Annotated in this window: 16 protein-coding genes; 14 read left to right on the top strand and 2 right to left on the bottom strand. The window is 57.7% G+C overall.

Translation table 11 applies throughout. From position 1 onward, the window contains the following. Positions 1-64: 64 nt before the first annotated feature. The 7 genes from ruvC to ACMXX3_RS07765 all read left to right on the top strand — a co-directional run bounded on the left by ruvC (position 65) and on the right by ACMXX3_RS07765 (position 8,298). Positions 65-694: a crossover junction endodeoxyribonuclease RuvC gene (gene ruvC / locus ACMXX3_RS07795; protein ID WP_421084198.1), complete on the top strand. Its 630-nt coding sequence runs from the start codon at positions 65-67 to the stop codon at positions 692-694. A 69-nt stretch (positions 695-763) separates the two neighbouring features. Then, entirely contained in the window at positions 764-1,369 is a 606-nt protein-coding gene (gene ruvA / locus ACMXX3_RS07790; RefSeq protein WP_421084162.1) for a Holliday junction branch migration protein RuvA, read from the top strand. A 62-nt stretch (positions 1,370-1,431) separates the two neighbouring features. Next, positions 1,432-2,436 (top strand): Holliday junction branch migration DNA helicase RuvB, encoded by a 1,005-nt coding sequence (gene ruvB, locus ACMXX3_RS07785; protein WP_421084197.1) that lies wholly within the window; start codon positions 1,432-1,434, stop codon positions 2,434-2,436. 130 nt (positions 2,437-2,566) lie between these two features. Then, the gene (gene yajC / locus ACMXX3_RS07780; RefSeq protein ID WP_421084161.1) at positions 2,567-2,905 is read left to right on the top strand and encodes a preprotein translocase subunit YajC; all 339 of its coding nucleotides are present in this window, start codon (positions 2,567-2,569) and stop codon (positions 2,903-2,905) included. Positions 2,906-2,990: 85 nt separating this feature from the next. Next, positions 2,991-4,703 (top strand): protein translocase subunit SecD, encoded by a 1,713-nt coding sequence (gene secD / locus ACMXX3_RS07775; RefSeq protein ID WP_421084160.1) that lies wholly within the window; start codon positions 2,991-2,993, stop codon positions 4,701-4,703. Next, a complete protein-coding gene (secF, locus tag ACMXX3_RS07770) occupies positions 4,696-5,763 on the top strand; it encodes a protein translocase subunit SecF (RefSeq protein WP_421084159.1) in 1,068 nt (355 codons plus the stop codon). The genes secD and secF overlap by 8 nt, the downstream gene beginning before the upstream one ends. Positions 5,764-5,922: 159 nt before the next feature. Next, positions 5,923-8,298: a RelA/SpoT family protein gene (locus ACMXX3_RS07765; RefSeq protein WP_421084158.1), complete on the top strand. Its 2,376-nt coding sequence runs from the start codon at positions 5,923-5,925 to the stop codon at positions 8,296-8,298. A 50-nt stretch (positions 8,299-8,348) separates the two neighbouring features. Here ACMXX3_RS07765 and ACMXX3_RS07760 read toward each other — a convergent pair whose 3' ends face one another. Beyond that, positions 8,349-9,146: a hypothetical protein gene (locus tag ACMXX3_RS07760; protein WP_421084157.1), complete on the bottom strand. Its 798-nt coding sequence runs from the start codon at positions 9,144-9,146 to the stop codon at positions 8,349-8,351. Between the two features lie 156 nt (positions 9,147-9,302). Next, positions 9,303-10,589, bottom strand: a complete 1,287-nt coding sequence (locus tag ACMXX3_RS07755; protein ID WP_421084156.1) for a DUF349 domain-containing protein — start codon at positions 10,587-10,589, stop codon at positions 9,303-9,305. A gap of 308 nt (positions 10,590-10,897) precedes the next feature. Between ACMXX3_RS07755 and hisS the strand changes: the two genes are divergently transcribed. From hisS to ACMXX3_RS07720, 7 genes are all read left to right on the top strand, one after another. After that, a complete protein-coding gene (hisS, locus tag ACMXX3_RS07750; protein ID WP_421084155.1) occupies positions 10,898-12,250 on the top strand; it encodes a histidine--tRNA ligase in 1,353 nt (450 codons plus the stop codon). Positions 12,251-12,372: 122 nt separating this feature from the next. Continuing rightward, complete coding sequence (gene aspS / locus ACMXX3_RS07745) at positions 12,373-14,145, top strand: aspartate--tRNA ligase (protein ID WP_421084154.1); 1,773 nt, start codon at positions 12,373-12,375, stop codon at positions 14,143-14,145. A 134-nt stretch (positions 14,146-14,279) separates the two neighbouring features. Then, positions 14,280-14,714, top strand: a complete 435-nt coding sequence (dtd, locus tag ACMXX3_RS07740) for a D-aminoacyl-tRNA deacylase (RefSeq protein ID WP_421084153.1) — start codon at positions 14,280-14,282, stop codon at positions 14,712-14,714. Between the two features lie 10 nt (positions 14,715-14,724). Further along, complete coding sequence (locus ACMXX3_RS07735) at positions 14,725-16,128, top strand: replication-associated recombination protein A (RefSeq protein WP_421084152.1); 1,404 nt, start codon at positions 14,725-14,727, stop codon at positions 16,126-16,128. Positions 16,129-16,405: 277 nt separating this feature from the next. After that, complete coding sequence (gene rpsD, locus ACMXX3_RS07730) at positions 16,406-17,038, top strand: 30S ribosomal protein S4 (RefSeq protein ID WP_377129319.1); 633 nt, start codon at positions 16,406-16,408, stop codon at positions 17,036-17,038. A 254-nt stretch (positions 17,039-17,292) separates the two neighbouring features. Continuing rightward, on the top strand, positions 17,293-17,712 hold the full coding sequence (locus tag ACMXX3_RS07725) for a DUF948 domain-containing protein (protein WP_421084151.1): 420 nt from the start codon (positions 17,293-17,295) through the stop codon (positions 17,710-17,712). Then, complete coding sequence (locus ACMXX3_RS07720) at positions 17,703-18,167, top strand: peptide chain release factor 4 (protein ID WP_421084150.1); 465 nt, start codon at positions 17,703-17,705, stop codon at positions 18,165-18,167. The genes ACMXX3_RS07725 and ACMXX3_RS07720 overlap by 10 nt, the downstream gene beginning before the upstream one ends. The last annotated feature ends 19 nt before the right edge of the window (positions 18,168-18,186 follow it).

Here is an 18,186-nt window from a genome sequence, read left to right as displayed (position 1 = left end):
GGGGGACGGTATCCCAGTGAATAAGCTAACCCCCGGCATATCCGCCCAGCGCCCGGAGTCCGCAATTGCGCGGGTTTCGGGCGCTGCCCGCATTTTAGGGGTTGACCCTGGGCTGACCCGGTGTGGCTTTGGTCTGATTGATATGACGGCAAATCGGAAAGCCCATTTTGTGAAAGTAGGAGTCTCAGGAACTGCTGCTGCAGAAAAACTAGACCAGCGTATTTTGACAATTTTCCGGGCAGCGGAGGAGTGGCTGGACACCTACCAGCCAGATGTCCTTGCAATTGAACGGGTGTTTGCCCAAGAACAGGTTAATACGGTTATTGGTACGGCCCATGCCTCTGGTGTAGTTATTGCAGCAGCTGCCGCCAGGGGGGTACCGGTACATTTCCACACTCCCTCTGAGGTCAAAGCGGCAGTAACCGGGTCTGGCAGGGCGGATAAAGCTTCTGTGGGCCGAATGGTTACAAGGATTCTCGGCCTTGAAACTATGCCAAAGCCGGCTGATGCTGCGGACGCCCTTGCCTTGGCTATCTGTCACGGGTGGCGAGGCGGCGGGATTGGATCGGGTATCAATATGGCTGCAACTACCCAAACCCATCAGGGTTCTAGCCCGGTGGTAGCCCGCCAGAAGCAACAACTAACACCTGCTCAGCGGGCTTGGATGGAAGCTGAGGCCCGGGCAAGGCGTTAGTGTCTCGTAGCCTTGGGGGGCTTCCCCAAAGGCTTGTATTCGTATATATGTTCGATTAGAATGGGTGTTATGATTAGCTCCCTGACCGGTACCGTCACCCACCTTGGCCTTGAAACTGCTGTCATTGATGTCAATGGTTTTGGCATGCTGGTACATTTGAACCCCCGCACCGCTAGTAGATTGCGCCTGGGGGAGAGCGCTACCGTTTTGACCACCATGATTGTGCGCGAAGATTCCATGACCCTCTACGGTTTCTCTGAACCAGCAGAACGAGAGGTCTTCGACATGATGCTCTCTGTGTCTGGGATTGGCCCCCGCATTGCCCTTGCTGTTCTTGGCGTTCACAGCCCGGCTGAGGTGGAGCGGGCAGTGGCAACTGGCGATGACAAGGCCTTCACTAAGGTGCCAGGGATCGGCCCTAAGGGGGCCCGCCGGATCGTCCTAGAACTTGCCGGTAAGCTGATTCTGGCAGATGGTGCAAGCGATGAGCTCCCGATCAGCCAAGGTGTGAGCTGGAAACCCCAGGTTCAGGACGCCCTGACCTCCTTGGGCTGGACGGAGAAAGACGCCACCGGAGCCATCGAATCCTTCATTGAAGCTAACCCTGCTGCCGAAACTATGGGGGTTGCTGAAGCCCTGCGTGCTGTTCTTGCCACCCTGGGTTCAGCTAAATAGGTAGCACGAGACCGAGCAAACAGTAGAAAAATATGAGTCAATTTCCCCATGCAGACGGCCAGATGGCTGGCCAGCGCCTTGTCTCGATGGACGAGGAACCCGAAGAGAGAATGATCGAGGCGGCCCTCCGCCCGAAGTCTCTGGACGACTTTGTGGGCCAGCAGCGGGTGCGCCAGCAGCTGTCCCTCGTCCTTGAGGCCTCTAAGCTCCGTGGACGGTCGGCTGATCACGTCTTGCTGTCTGGCCCACCGGGGCTGGGCAAGACCACCCTTGCCATGATCATTGCTGCCGAGATGGACGCCCCCCTGCGGATTACATCAGGCCCTGCTATCCAACACTCAGGTGATCTAGCCGCGATTCTTTCCTCCCTGACCCCTGGTGAGGTTCTTTTCCTGGACGAAATCCACCGGATGAGCAGGCCAGCTGAAGAAATGCTCTATATGGCCATGGAGGATTTTAGGGTCGATATTGTCGTAGGCAAGGGGGCTGGTGCTACCTCTATTCCGCTAGAGCTGCCTCCCTTCACCCTGGTTGGCGCTACAACCAGAGCCGGTCTTCTTCCTGGCCCCCTGCGTGATCGATTTGGTTTCACCGGCCACCTGGAGTTCTATACCGTCACTGAGCTAGAAAGCGTCATTAGACGGTCGGCTGGCCTCATGGAGCTGTCAATCACCCCGGAAGGCTTCACCGAAATAGCAAGTCGCTCCCGTGGCACCCCCCGTATCGCCAACCGGCTGCTACGCCGAGTCCGAGACTGGGCTCTCGTCAACGGTATTGAGCGAATCGATGCTGGTTCAGCTGCCCAGGCCCTCAACATGTACGAGGTCGATGAACGTGGCCTCGACCGCCTTGACCGGGCCGTCCTCACCGCCTTGATTACCAAGTTTGGGGGAGGGCCAGTCGGTCTTTCAACCCTGGCTATTGCCGTCGGAGAAGAAACCGAAACAGTCGAGACGGTGGCTGAGCCCTACCTAGTTCGTGAGGGCCTCATGGGCCGGACCCCCAGAGGCCGGGTTGCCCTGCCCCTAGCCTGGGAGCACCTTGGGCTAGAGGTTCCAGAGAACTAAAAACCAGAACCTCAGCACTGGGCGGGCAGAATCTGCAAAAATCACAGGCTGTGAGCAGAACGGCAGGTGCCATAGCAAACCCTTAGCCTAGAATAGGGAGTTAGATCTAACCCCAACTCTAAGGAATACTGTGGAAACTGGTTCACCGGTATTTATGCTTGTCCTGCTTGCTGTGATGATGCTCGTTCTGATTGTGCTTCCTGCACGACGGGCCAAGAAGGCCCAACAGAAGCTCCAGGAACAGCACAACAGTATGGTTCCCGGAACCAAGGTGATGACCAACTTCGGTCTCTTCGGTAGCGTCGTCTCCATCAACAAGGACGATAACACCGCCCACCTTGAAATCGCCCCCGGAACCGTGGTCAAGGTCCACTTGATGACTGTCACCACCATTGAAGATAACTCAACATCAGCCCAATCAACTTCACCCGTCATCAACGGTGAAGTAGCTGAGGAACCAAAGAACTAACACTGCGTGCAGGTGCGCCACCGCTTTCCAGGTGGCGCGCCTTTTCACGTTTTTACCATGTCACCCACCATCAGAAGGGTTACCCATGGCCTATAAAGCCCCAGTCACGAAAGCTAAGGGAGCGCTTGTCTCCATGGCAGCAGTGATGCTCATCATTGCCGGAGGAATCTTCGGCACTACATTTGCCGGTGGAAACTGGCTCCCCAAGCTGGCCCTTGATCTCTCTGGAGGTACCCAGCTCATTCTCTCCCCCCAGGTCAATGACACTGACGGAGGCGAAGTCACCGCTGAACAGCTCGATCAGGCCGTTGAAATCATCCGCCAGCGCGTTGACGGCTCAGGCGTTGCAGAAGCCGAAGTGACCACCCAGTCGGGCAAAAACGTCGTCGTCTCCATTCCGGGCACCCTGAGCCCCGAAACCCGTGAGCTCATTCAGACCTCTGCAGAAATGAGCTTCCGGGCCGTCATCAATGCCGGTGCTCCCCAGGCAGTTGCAGCAGATCAAGCAACGCCTGAAGATCAGCTGCCCAACCCCACCGCCGACCCGACCGACGGTTCAGATTACAACTGGGTAACCCCAGAAATCTGGCGGGAATATGAGCAACTTGACTGCACCGATCCGTCACAGGTAAACACCGACGGCCAGGATCCCAACGCGGCAATTGTTGCCTGTGATGTCACAGGAGCCGAAAAGTATATTCTCGGCCCGATCGAGATCAATGGTACCCAAATTGATACCGCAAGCCACTCCCAGGTAGCTAGTTCATCGGGTTACGCCACCGGTATGTGGGGCGTCAACATCGACTTCAACGAAGAAGCTACCAGCATCTTCCAGGACGTCACAACCCGCCTGAACCAGATTCGCGGAGCGAACCCGAGTGATCCCCGTTCCCGCTTTGCCATCATGCTGGACGGAAAGGTCCTGTCTTCACCGGTGACCCAGGCTGTGATTACCAACGGTCAGCCCCAAATTACCGGCAACTTTGATGAGCAGTCAGCAGGTAACCTCGCTGAACAGCTCAAATACGGTGCCCTTCCCATCAACTTCACCATCCAGTCAGAACAGCAGATCTCTGCAACCTTAGGTGCTGACCAGCTGAAGATGGGTCTGATTGCTGGCCTCATTGGTCTGCTCTTGGTCTTTATCTATTCAATCTTCCAGTACCGCCTGGTAGGCCTGGTCAATATCGTCTCAATCATCATCGCTGGCCTCTTTTCCTACGGCGTCATTGTGCTCCTGGGCCAGGCGATGAACTATCGCCTGTCTCTGGCAGGTGTTGCAGGCCTGATCGTCTCCATCGGCTTGATGGCAGACTCCTTCATCGTTTACTTTGAACGTATTCGCGATGAAATCCGTACCGGCCGTACAATCCCTGCGGCTATTGACCACGGGTGGAAACGGGCAAAGCAAACCATTCTGGCTTCCAAGGCCGTCAACCTGTTGGCAGCGGTTGTCCTGTATTTTGCCTCCGTGGGTAACGTCCGCGGTTTTGCCTTCACCCTGGGCTTGACCGCTATCGCTGACCTCATCATCACCTTCTTGCTGATTCACCCCATGATGGTCATGCTCGGCCAGCGGGACTACTTCAAGAACGGTGGCCGCTACTCAGGAATGGACCCGGTTGCCCTGGGCTCCACCCCGCTCTACCGGGGAGCCGGACGAATCCGCACCCCGGAAGAGACTGAAGAGGTCATCAGCCTGGCCGAGAAGAAACGTCGGGAACGTCTGGCAGCTGAGCAAGCTGAACTGGAATCTGCCCACTCACCCTTAAACCCCGAGGAGGCCAACCGTGGCTAACGCATTAGCTCAATTCGGTAATGACCTACACTCAGGTCGCCGTTCCTTTGGTTTCGTCAACCACCGGGGCCGCTGGCTGGGTATCGCTTCGTTCCTTGTCATCTTGGCTATCCTGGTGCCCGTGGTGAAGGGAGGATTCAACCTCGGTATTGAATTCCGGGGTGGCTCAGAGTTCACTGTCTCCCAGGTGGCTAACACTGATATCTCTATTGGTGAGAAGGCTATCGCTGACGCAGCTCCTGAAGCCAGCGACGTCCGCGTCACGAACATTGCAGAAGGAACCATTCGTGCCCAGATGGGCCAGCTCGGGGATGATCAGACCCTGGCTGTTGGTCAAGCCCTGCAGGACGCCTACTCTGTTTCTGCTGACCAGGTCACCTCATCCTTTGTCGGCCCGACCTGGGGTGCCGGTGTTACCCAGCAGGCTCTCATCGGTCTGGTGTGGTTCATTGTGTTGGTGATGATCGGCATGGCCCTCTACTTCCGGACCTGGAAAATGTCAGTGTCGGCTATTGCTGGCCTGGTCTTCACCATTGTCACCACGGTTGGCTTGTATGCCCTGGTTGGTTTCGAAATCACCCCTAGTGCGATTATCGGCTTCCTCACCGTCCTCAGCTACTCCCTCTACGACACCGTCGTGGTCTTTGACAAGATCAGGGAAAACACATCTGGACTCGAAGACCGGTATGATTCGACCTTCGGGGAACAGGTTAACCTGGCTGTCAACCAGACCCTGGTGCGCTCGATCAACACCTCTATCGTTGGTATCTTGCCCGTGGGCTCTATCCTCTTCATCGGTTCGCTCTTGCTCGGGGCCGGTACCCTCAAGGATCTGTCTCTGGCCCTCTTTGTCGGTATTATCATCGGTACCCTAGGAACCCTCTTTGTAGCAGCGCCCGCCTATGCCGCCCTGCGTCTGGGGGAGAAGGACATCAAGGACCACGCTGAGAAGGTTGCCCGTTTCCGCGCCGGGGAATTGGTTGAGAGTGATGACCAGGACGTGCAGTCGGTAGAGGCTGCTCCCGTGACGATTCACATCAATCCGGTCAAGGTCCAGTAAGACTTCTTGTCTAGTTCTGACTAGGCGGCGGGGTAAGGCCAGGTGCCTTATCCCGCCGCTTATTTGTTCCCTCTGACATATTGTCGTGAACCGACCAATATTTCATCTAAGATAAACCCAAAGCACAAATAACTTGAGGAATAATCAAAGGGGACTGCCATGGACCGTACCGAGATGAAAGCCGCTGAAGGTCAGCACATGCCAGCGCCCACTCCTGTGCGCGGTTCTCACCGGGTGATGTCAGCTTCAGGGCGGGTCCCCACCCGCCTGGTCTTTGGACGGGAAGCCCAGCAGGGACCCGCACCCAGATTTTCACCCGTCCTGGCGCCTGTCATTCGGACGGTGAAAAAATACCACCCTGATGAGGATTTAGAGGTCCTGCAGCGGGCTTTTCAGGTAGCCAATAAGTACCACAAGGGTCAAAAACGCAAGAGCGGGGATCCTTACATCACCCACCCTGTGGCAGTGACGACCATCCTGGCAGAAATCGGGGCCACAGGGCCGGTGCTGGTCGCTGGCCTGCTCCACGATACCGTTGAGGATACTGACTATACCCAGGAACAGCTCACGGCTGACTTTGGTGAAGAGGTTGCCCACCTGGTAGACGGCGTGACCAAGCTGGATAAGGTGTCTTACGGGGAAAACGCTCCGATTGAAACAATCCGCAAATTGGTGCTGTCGATGAGCAAGGATATCCGGGTTCTACTCATCAAACTCGCTGACCGGCTACATAATGCCCGTACCTGGCGATTCGTTTCGGGTGCTTCTGCTGCGAAAAAGGCAGAAGAAACCCTGCAGATTTATGCCCCTCTGGCCCACCGTCTGGGACTTAACACCATTAAATGGGAGCTTGAGGACCTGTCCTTCTCGGCGATGAGCCCTGATATTTATGCTGAAATCGTGCGTATGGTGGGGGAGCGTTCCCCCCAGCTCGATAAGTATCTGATCGAAGCCAAAACCGTTATCCAGGACCGGATGGCTTCTGTTGGAATTAAGGCCACCGTGACCGGTCGCCCAAAGCACTACTACTCCATTCATCAGAAGATGAAAACCAAAGGCAAGGGCTTCGACGAGATCAACGATATCCTTGCTGTGCGTATTCTCGTGGATACCGAAGCTGAGTGCTACACGGCCCTGGGCCATGTGATGTCCCTGTGGACGTCAGTCCCCGGGCGTTTCAAGGACTACATTAAGCAGCCAAAGAACAACCACTACCAATCCTTGCATCTGACGGTTGACGGCCCGGGTGGCCTGCCCCTGGAGATTCAAATCCGCACCTACTCCATGCATGAGGAGGCTGAGTACGGGGTCGCGGCCCACTGGCGGTATAAGGCTGCTTCCCGGGGCGAGAAGATCGATAGCCCCAGCTTCAAGGAACCTAGCACTGCCACGTCAGCTTTTAACATCGGCATCCTGCAGTCAATTTCCGAGATTTCCAACTCCAACCCTGAGTCAAAGCAGTTCTATGACCAGCTGGCTGAAACCCTGGAAACCGATGAGATTGTGGTGTTGACCCCCCAGGGCAAGCCAATTCCCTTGCCTGCTGGTGCTACCCCCGTGGATTTTGCCTATGCTATTCACACTCAGGTGGGCGACCGGACCGTTGGCGCTAAGGTCAATGGCAAGCTAGTTCCACTGCATACCGAACTTGAAACCGGCGTCATGGTCGAGATTATGACGACCAAGGACGAAAACCACGCACCGAGCGAAGACTGGCTTAAGTTCGTCCGGACCTCCAAGGCCCGCACGAAGATCCGCCAGCATTACGCCAAAGGACGCCGCCTTGAGGCCGTCAATCGGGGCCGGGAGCGCCTGACCAAGGCGATGCGCCAGCATGAGCTTCCCCTGACCAAGATGATGACTCCTGAACTGATGTACCAGGTCGCCCAGGAGCTTCATAAGCATGATGTCGCCACCCTGTACCATGCCCTGGGCGAGAATGAGGTGGAGACCCAAACCGTCATTAATGCCCTCATTAGCCTCTACTATGGCGAAGAGGAGGTCGATACCACCCTCGAAGTTGATGCTTTCGATGCCTCCCTGCTGACCACTCGCAGTACCGTTGGCGACGATAACGGCGTTGTCGTGCCGGGGGCTGAAGGTATTTTGACCAAGATCGCCCGTTGCTGCACCCCCGTGCCTCCGGACGATATCGTTGGTATTGTCACCAAGCTTCAGGGTATTTCTGTTCACCGTTCTGATTGCACGAACGTGCTCAACCAGCAGGACGACCCCCGCCAGACCACGGTGGAATGGGCCCCCCGGACGAACTCAACCTATCGGGTTTCCTTGCAGGTAGAGGGTATTGACCGCAAGTCCCTGCTCTCTGACACGATTCGGGTCATTTCTGAGGCGGGCTGCAATATTGTCGATGCTAAGGTCCACACTAGCGATGACCGATTCGTGGTTAACCGCTATACCGTTGAGATTTCAGACCGCTTTATGCTGGAGCACCTGATCAATCAAATCCAGAATGTACCCGGTATCTTCAGGGCTTACCGCCTAACCGGCTCTAAGCCCCAGCCCGCGTCCTAGCGACTGTAAGTGGCCCGGCTCCCTCAAGGGGCCGGGCCTTATATTTTGGGTTAGGTAGTTGACGCAGGGAGGGTTGCTAGCTGGTGACGAGCGAGGTCTGCCAGGTACTGGGCCCGCCGGTAGGATTGACTTTTCACCCGGGGGCACTGGGCTGCAGCTTCAAGAAATGTTTCCGGGGTCGCCCGATTTCCGGGGGTGGTCAGGATATTCAAAACGGCTTGATTGGCATCTGGGTCAGTAGCGTGGTAGCTGATGAGGTCGAGAGCTGTTGTGAGTGGGGTGGTGAGGTTAATTGGCCCAAGGGTGATCGTTTCGTGGGGCAGGACGGTGGTTTGGTGGGCGGCGAAGGAGGGCCGGTAGGTGCGGGGCAGGTTCGTACGCCGGTTTCTGTCGTAATCAACATCAACTCGGGTTTCGGGCAGGGATTCGAGATAACCCATGACCCATGCTGCTGCGTAGCGGGAAAACCTGATGCGGTAAAGATAATCTTCCGGTGAGATGAGGGCCAGGCTTTGGGCCTTGAAGAGCGGGGTGAGTTTGGTTTGGTGGTGGGTATAAATCCCGTGATGTAAATGGACGAGATCTCCCCGGTAGACCATGAGCTCCCACAGGTGGTGGGGAAGGGCAGCTGAATCTTCGGTGATAAAGCAACCTGGTTCGCAAACCTGCCCAAGGACGGGTATCTGGCTGTTAGAGGCAAGATCCCCTTGAGCTTGGAGTGCAAAGAGATGGGTGACCTGGGTGGAAGGAGGTGAGCCTTCCTGCTGGTTCGTAGCCCGGGCGGAGCGGGGGGTGGGTTGCTGGATGGGTAGTTCTGTGAGGAAGTGGACGTACTGTGATGGGGTCATAACAAGGTTGTATCAAACAAAAAGGCCGAAAATGTGACCTTCGGCAAATCTGTGGATAACCTCCATTTTTATCCACAGAAAACCCCCGATTTCTGGTGAAACCGGGGGCTTTTCTGAGTCATCAACTGTCACATATGACGAGAGATGAATAGAGTTTTAGGCGCTGAACTCAGCTGAGGAGGCCTTCAGGGTTTCTAGCCACTGCTTGCGGGCGTCCAGAGCCTCCTGGGCCTTCTTGATCTTGCCTGCGTTACCGCTGGCCTCAGCCTTAGCCAGGTCAGCTTCCAGGCCAGCAATTGCATCTTCGAGCTGGGTCAGCATGGAGTTGGCTCGGGCCTGCTTTTCAGGATCGGTCTTCTGCCACTTAGCGTTCTCTGCCCGGTGGATTTCGTCCTGAACCTTGCGCAGTTCCTGCTCAACCCGGCGGACGGAGTTGCGGGGAACCCGTCCAATCTCTTCCCAGCGGTCCAGAATGCCTTCGAGGGCTTTCTTGGCTGCTGCAATGTCGGTGACAGGCAGGATAGCTCGGGCTTCTTCCAGCAGGGCTTCCTTAGCAACAAGGTTCGCTTCGAATTCCTTGTCCAGTTCAGCATTGACTGCGGTGCGGGCGTCGAAGAAGACGTCCTGGGCAGCGCGGAAGCGGGCCCAGAGGGCGTCGTCTTCCTTGCGGGTTGAGCGGGGAGCTGCCTTCCACTGGTCCATGAGGTCCCGGTACTTGGAGGCGGTAGCAGCCCAGTCGGTGGAGTTCTGCAGGGACTCAGCCTCGGCGATGAGGGCTTCCTTGATGCGCTTGGACTTGGCATTGTTCTCGTCCAGCTGGGAGAAGTGGGCCCGACGGCGGCGGTCAAAGGTGGTGCGGGCTGCGCGGAAACGCTTCCACAGCTCGTCCTCAATGCTCTTGGCCAGATGGTGTTCCCGCTGGGTCTTCTTCCACTCTTCGAACAGTTCGTTCATGCGGGCGTGGGAGTTCTTCCAGTGGATTTTGGCGTCGTCCTGGGCGGTAATAGTCTCAGCCTCAGAGACGATAGCCTCGCGTGCGGCGAGGGCAGCTTCGCGGGCTTCAGCAGATTCAGTCTTTTCGGCTTCTTCACGCTCGTTGATCTTGCTGACCAGGGCAACCAGGCGTTCCTGCAGGGCAGCGTAGTCACCAACCATGTTGCGGACGGCAACCTGCTGGCCAAGATGGGCAGCTGCCTTCTGCAGGTCAGCGGCCTTGGCCTTGCGCTCAACGCGTTCTTCGAGCAGGGCTACCTGGGCTTCGATGTTTTCAAACTTGCGGGCAAAGTAGGCGAGGGCTTCATCGGCTGAGGCGCCAGGTACCTGGCCAACTGCGTATTCTTCACCGTCGACGATGACGAAGACATGGCCGTCTTCATCGACACGGCCGAACTGGCGTGCCTTTTCGAGGTTGACGTTGAGGGTGTCGTCGGATTGTGTAGTCACCGCTATAACTCTTTTCGCATCAGGTGTTGGGGGTGGTCCCCTTTAAGTAATGAAAAGCGCACCAAGGCTGGGCGGTGTCGGTAGGGCTGGTTGTCTGAATTGCCGACAATAATCTACCGCGCTCAGTTGGCGCCTTCCTATCATAGCGATTTTTGGTGGCTTGTGGGGAGAAGGCTCGTGAGTTTGAGTCAGGACGCCGTGGGGCGGGTGGGATAATTTTTGGCTGCTGGGGTGGGGCGGTAGAATAGTGGAGACTGTGCTTGATGAATGGCACCTGTGACCGTTACTTATTTGATCTGGGGGAGCGCATGGCTCGCAAGCAATCTTTGTCTGGTTTTCCGGAGCACCTGCCTGAGGAGCGTCTGGTTGAGAATTATGTTCTAGATACCCTGCGCGAGACCTTTGAGTTGCATGGCTTCTCGTCAATTGAGACTCGCTCGGTGGAAACAATTGAGCAGTTGTTGCGTAAGGGGGAAATCGATAAGGAAGTTTATGCGGTTTCCCGCCTGCTTGATGACGCTGATGAGGCGCGGGGCGGCAAGAAGGAGAAGCTGGCTCTGCACTTTGATTTGACGGTGCCTTTTGCCCGTTATGTGGTGGAGAATGCCGGTTACCTGTCCTTCCCCTTCATGCGTTACCAGATTCAGAAAGTTTGGCGCGGTGAGCGCCCCCAGGAGGGGCGGGCCCGCGAGTTTACCCAGGCCGATGTTGACGTGGTGGGCGATGGTGCCCTTCCCTTCCGGTATGACGTTGAGTTGGCCCTGGTCATCGTTGATGCGCTCTCCAAGCTACCCATTCCCGACTTCAAGCTCCGGGTGAATAACCGCAAGCTGTCTGAGGGGTTCTACCTGGGACTTGGCTTGACTGATACTGCCGGGGTGCTGCGCAATATTGACAAGCTTGAAAAAATTGGTGCGGACGCTGTTGCCCAGCTTCTGAAGGATGAGGTTGGGGCTAGCGATGAGCAGGCAGCAGCCGCCTTGAAACTTGCCAGTATCCGGGCTGAAGATACCTCTTTTGCCGACCAGGTCCGAGCCCTGGGGGTTACCCACGAGCTCATGGAAGAGGGCCTTGCGGAACTCACCGAGGTTATCGGTGAAGCTGCCAAGCGGGCTCCTGGAAAGGTGGTCGCTGACCTGTCTATTGCCCGTGGCCTAGACTACTACACCGGTACCGTCTATGAAACCGTGCTGGTGGGTCACGAGCAGCTGGGTTCAATTTGTTCCGGTGGTCGCTATGAATCCCTTGCCTCCAAGGGCAATAAGACCTACCCCGGTGTTGGTCTGTCTATCGGCGTGACCCGCCTGGTTGCCCGTATCCTTTCCCAGGGTTTTGCCGCCCCCACCCGCAAGGTGCCCACTGCCGTCCTGATTGCTCTCACTAACGATGAGATGTGGTCCGGGGCCCAGGACGTCGCTGATGCCCTGCGTGCCCGCGGTATTGCCTGTGAGGTTTCAGCTACCGCAGCCAAGTTTGGCAAGCAGATTAAGTACGCTGAGAAGCGCGGTATTCCCTTTGTCTGGTTCACTTCAGTGGGGGAGGACGGCCAGCTGACCCACGAGGTCAAAGATATCCGAAGTGGTGAGCAGGTAGCTGCAGACCCGGCCTCCTGGGCCCCGCCGGCAGAAGACCTCACCGTTCGTATCCTGCCTACCGCCTAAACCGGCGTCCAAAAACTCACACCCGGTTCACCTGTGCTGCCCGGCAGCAACACGGTAAAATCGGGAACACCATGACTTGCGGTGCTAGATTTGTAGCGCCGTATCCCATCGAAAGGAAATCAGTGCTACGCACTCATACCCTTGGCGAACTGACCGCTGAGAACATTGGAGAAACCGTCACCCTGGCTGGCTGGGTTGCCCGTCGCCGCGACCACGGTGGTGTTGCTTTCGTCGATCTGCGTGACCGCGAAGGCGTCACCCAGGTGGTCTTCCACAATGAGGCTGACTTCGAGCACCTGCGCAACGAATACGTCCTGCAGGTTGTTGGCGAAGTTACCCGCCGCCCCGAGGGCAATGAGAACCCTAACCTGACCACCGGCGAGGTAGAGGTCATGGTCAAGGAAACCACGGTCTTGAACACCTCAGCCCCCCTGCCCTTCCAGATCGATGAGCACGTAGAAGTGGGCGAAGAAGCCCGCCTCAAGTACCGCTACCTGGACCTGCGCCGCCCCGAGCCCGCTCGTCTCATGCGTCTGCGCTCAGAGGCCAACCGGGCCGCCCGCGAGGTTTTGCACGGCCAGAACTTCACTGAGGTGGAAACCCCCACCCTGACTCGCTCCACCCCCGAAGGTGCCCGCGACTTCCTGGTGCCCGCCCGTCTGGCCCCCGGTTCCTGGTACGCCCTGCCCCAGTCACCCCAGCTCTTCAAGCAGCTGCTGCAGGTGGGCGGTATCGAAAAGTACTACCAGATTGCCCGCTGCTACCGCGACGAGGACTTCCGCGCTGACCGTCAGCCCGAGTTCACCCAGCTGGACATCGAAGCCTCATTCGTTGACCAGGAAGACATCATCGACCTGGGCGAGCGAATCGTTGAGGCTGTCTGGAACCTGATTGACGTCAAGGTGCCCCGTCCCATTGAGCGCATTACCTATAAGGACGCCATGGAGAAGTACGGCTCGGATAAGCCCGACCTGCGCTTCGGCCTGGAGCTCACCGAGCTGACCGACTACTTCAAGGACACCACCTTCCGCGTCTTCAAGGCCCCCTACGTCGGTGCTGTTGTCATGCCCGGCGGCGCCTCCCAGGCCCGCCGTACCCTGGACGCCTGGCAGGAATGGGCCAAGCAGCGCGGTGCTAAGGGTCTGGCCTATGTGCTGATCCAGGAGGACGGCGAGCTGACCGGCCCCGTTGCCAAGAACATCACCGAGGCAGAGCGCGAAGGCCTGGCCGCAGCTACCGGTGCCAAGCCCGGCGACTGCATCTTCTTCGCCGCCGGTGAAGCCAAGGCTTCCCGGGCCCTGCTGGGTGCAGCCCGCGTGGAAATCGGCCACCGCACCGGACTTATTAAGGAGGGCGACTGGTCCTTCGTATGGGTCGTGGATGCCCCCATGTTCGAGTCAGCTGCTGATGCCACCGCTTCCGGTGACGTTGCCCTAGGCCACTCAGCTTGGACTGCTGTCCACCACGCCTTCACCTCACCCAAGCCTGAATACTTGGACTCCTTCGATGAGAACCCCGGTGAGGCCCTGGCCTACGCCTACGACATCGTCTGCAACGGTAACGAAATCGGTGGCGGTTCAATCCGTATCCACCAGCGCGACGTGCAGGAACGCGTCTTCAAGGTCATGGGCATTACTGAGGAAGAGGCAGCCGAGAAGTTCGGCTTCCTGCTGGAGGCCTTCAGCTTCGGTGCGCCCCCCATGGGCGGCATCGCCTTCGGCTGGGACCGCGTCCTGCAGCTGATCGGTGGCACCGACTCTATCCGTGACGTCATTGCCTTCCCCAAGACCGGTGGCGGCTACGACCCGCTGACCGCAGCCCCTGCTCCGATTACCGCCCAGCAGCGGAAGGAAGCCGGAGTGGACTTCAAGCCCAAGAAGGACGGCGAGAAGTAAGCGCCCTTTCCCGGTAGGTACCGTTTAAATCAGAAATACCCACGAACCACGTGGGTATTTCTGTTTTGTCTGGTCTTTTCCAGACCTGTTGATAGGCTAGAAGCCTCAGCTAACCTAAAAACCAAGGAGCACCCATGCGCGCAGTTCTTCAACGGGTTACCTCAGCGTCAGTCACCGTGGACGGCGAAACGGTGGGGTCAATTGACCAGCCCGGCCTGCTGGTTCTGGTGGGCATAACCCACGAAGACGGCCCCGACCAGGTAGCAAAGCTGGCAGATAAAACCGCTAACCTGCGCCTCTTAGAAGGGGAGCGGTCTGTACTCGATGAGGGGGCTCCGGTGCTGGCGGTCAGCCAGTTTACCCTCTACGGGGATGCAAAGAAGGGACGGCGACCTTCCTGGTCACAGGCAGCTCCCGGCCCGGTCAGTGAACCCCTCTTTGATGCCTATGTGCAGGCCTTGCGTGACCTTGGGCTGACGGTTGAAACCGGGCTTTTCGGGGCCAATATGCAGGTCAGTCTCACTAACGACGGCCCTGTGACCCTGATTCTCGATACCGATTCCCTCTAGCGTGGTACCAGTGGAACCTTCCCTTTTTTACCTGGACGATTCAGAACCTGCCACCGAGACCCAGCAGGTACGAACCAGCCGCGAACGGGCCCCGCTGGCAGTTCGGCTCCGTCCCCGCACCCTGGATGAAGTCGTGGGGCAGAAACACCTTCTTACCCCGGGTTCACCCCTGCGGGTACTTGCCGGGGAGAGCGGGGGCCTTGCTGGCCCTTCTTCCGTCATTTTGTGGGGCCCACCCGGTACAGGCAAGACGACGCTGGCCAACGTCATTGCCGGGGGAGCCGGGCGCAAGTTCGTGGAGCTTTCTGCCATTACTGCCGGGGTGAAGGACGTCCGCGCCGTCATGGAACAGGCCCTTGAAGATCGGGATCTCCGGGGGCTTACAACAGTGCTCTTCCTGGACGAGATTCACCGTTTCACCAAGGCCCAGCAGGACGCCCTCCTCCCGGGCGTCGAAAACCGGTGGGTCGTGCTGGTAGCAGCAACCACAGAAAATCCTTCCTTTTCGGTGATTTCCCCCCTCCTGTCCCGTTCTATTCTGCTAACCCTCCAGGGGCTCACCGATGCAGATATTGCAGAACTAGTTGCCAGGGCCGTCACCGATCCCCGAGGCTTTTCTGGGTATGTCACCCTTGAGGACGAGGCTGCCGATCACCTGGTCAAACTCGCAGCCGGGGACGCCCGAAAGGCCTTGACCTCCCTCGAAGCTGCCGCAGCTGTTGCCTTTGGAGAAGCTGAAGCTCAAGGTATTGAGTACTCGGTGAAGCAGCCCCTACCGGTCACCGCTGAGCACGCCCAGCAGGCCCTGGATCGCTCCCTTTTGCGATATGACAAGAAGGGGGACCAGCACTACGACGTCACCAGCGCCTTCATCAAATCAATTCGCGGTTCGGATGTGGATGCTGCCCTCCACTACCTCGCCCGAATGATTGAAGCCGGCGAGGACCCCCGCTTCATAGCCCGCCGCCTCATCGTTCATGCCAGCGAAGATATCGGCATGGCTGACCCTACCGCCCTCACCGCTGCGGTCAACGCAGCCCAGGCCGTCCAGCTCGTCGGCCTGCCCGAAGCCCGCCTCAACCTAGCCCAGGCTACTGTGCACCTGGCGTCCGCCCCCAAATCAAATGCCGTCTACCGGGCCATTGACCAGGCCCTCGCTGACGTCCGGGCAGGAAAAGCAGGGCCAGTGCCATTGCACCTGCGCGATGCCCACTACCCGGGTGCTTCAGCTCTAGGCCACGGTAAGGGGTATATCTACCCCCACGACGAAAAAAACGGGGTAGCCCGCCAGGTCTATGCCCCAGACAAACTCCGGGGTGCAATCTACTACCGGCCAACTGTCTTCGGGGCAGAAAAAGAGCTGGGGGAGAGGCTCAAGCGAATCCGCCTGCTACGACAAACCGACTCAGAATAGGGGCTGTGCCCAAGCCCACCAGGTTCAAGGAAACTGGATACTGACAAAACCTGACAAGCCCGGTAGGCTAGATATTTGGCTGGCAGACTGCCCAAAACGCAGGTTTACCTGATCACCGGGCAGCTCGTAGTGGCTAGAGTGCGGCTGCTCTACACTCTCCACCGCCCAAAACGTGGGCGGCTCCCGGAGGCCAGACCACCAGAAGAATGGCACAGCACCGCTAGGTGAAGGTTCCACGCAGGACCGTGCCAACCGCTAAAGAAAAGGAATACGAACTGTGGCAAACCACAACCGTACCCGCCGTACCGTGCGTCAGTCACGCGCCCTCGGCATTGCACTGACCCCCAAGGCAGAAAAGTACCTCGAGCGTCGTCCTTACGGCCCCGGCCAGCACGGCCGTAGCCGCAAGAAGGCAGACTCCAACTACGCGGTACAGCTGCGCGAAAAGCAGCGTCTGCGCGCACAGTACAACATTCGTGAAGCTCAGATGCGTCGCGCCTACCTCGAAGCTAAGCGCATCGAAGGCCAGACCGGTAAGAACCTGGTCGAGATCCTCGAAACCCGCCTAGACGCCCTCGTCCTGCGCTCAGGTTTCGCTCGCACCATTGCCCAGGCCCGTCAGCTCGTCGTTCACCGCCACATCATGGTAGACGGCATCCGCGTTGACCGCCCCTCCTTCCGCGTCAAGCCCGGCCAGCTCATCCACGTTCACCCCAAGAGCGAGAAGATGGCTCCCTTCCAGGTTGCTGCCACCGGCGCCCACCAGGATGTTCTGCCTGACACCCCCGCTTACCTGAACGTTGAGATCGAAAAGCTCCACGCAAAGCTCGAGCGTTCACCCAAGCGTGAAGAAATCCCCGTCACCTGCGAAGAGCAGCTGGTCGTTGAATACTACTCACGCCTGGCCTAAACCCGCCAAGCTTTCCGACCCGTTCACCCTTGCTACCTTTGGTAGGGCAGGTGGGCGGGTCGCCCTTTTAAGGGGATAGGTTTGTGGGGACGCCCCCGTTTGGGCCCCAGAAGCCAGGGAACAAGGGGGTGTGATTGGGCAGACCGGGGAATGTGCCCCCTAAAAATCCCTATCTGGCCCCCGGGTGAAGTAAGATTGTTATCAAATCGTGTCCTTTGACAGGTGGGGTGTGTCCCTCCAGAGAGCAGGTGCCAATGAGCGGTGCAGATATTGCGGGCCTTATCGCAGCCGGTGTATTCGCTATTTTGGTTGCCCTTCTGGCCATGCCAATCCTAAAACTGGGCAAGGTATTCGATGAGCTAACGGTAACGATTCGGTCACTGAATCAGGAGACCACCCCTCTTATTGAAGAGGTCACCAAAACCGTAGCAAGCACTAATGCCCAGATCGACAAAGTAGACGCCATTACCAGCAACGTTTCTGACGCTTCGGCAAACGTATCTGCCCTCTCATCCCTGGTGACCTCTACTGTTGGCCAACCCCTCATCAAGGTTGCAGCCTTCTCCCATGGCATCCGCAAAGCTGTTAAGGGAACTGGCACCCAGCCTGCTGGGAAGTCTCAGACCGGACCAGAAGCTCCTGCCCCAAATGACGGGGGAGATTCATGGGCTTAATGAAGAACCTGCTCTTGATAGCCGGGGGAGCAGCCGCAGGCTACCTTGCCACCCGCGCTAAGGGGCAGACGTCCTCACAGGATCTAGAGCTGAAAACCAAAGCACCCCTGCAGAACTACCTCCAGGAAGGGGGCCCCGTGGCAAACTTTTTTGATTCCCCCTACGGCCAGCCCCTCAAAGCTACAGCCCTCAGGGCAATCAGCTTCGCAGCTGCCGTAAAAGCCGGTATGGATGAAAAAGAAGCAGAACTCAAAGACAAACTAGACCGGCAGACTCGTGACCCCCGACCAGGCTCCCTGGATACCTGGGATAGCCAAGAAATAAGCCAAAGTAGGACGCAGGACGTCCCTGCTTATTCACTTGAGGGTCAGACCCTCGATTCACCAGAAAATCAAACACCAACCGACCGCCGCATCGCCCGCGATGCTGAACTCGGAAAAGACTTCTTCGCCTAGGCGAAAACCATAAGATTTA

The sequence above is a fragment of the Rothia nasimurium genome, assembly GCF_049068285.1.
Taxonomy (GTDB): domain Bacteria; phylum Actinomycetota; class Actinomycetes; order Actinomycetales; family Micrococcaceae; genus Rothia; species Rothia nasimurium_I.
This window is presented reverse-complemented; position numbering and strand designations above follow the sequence as displayed.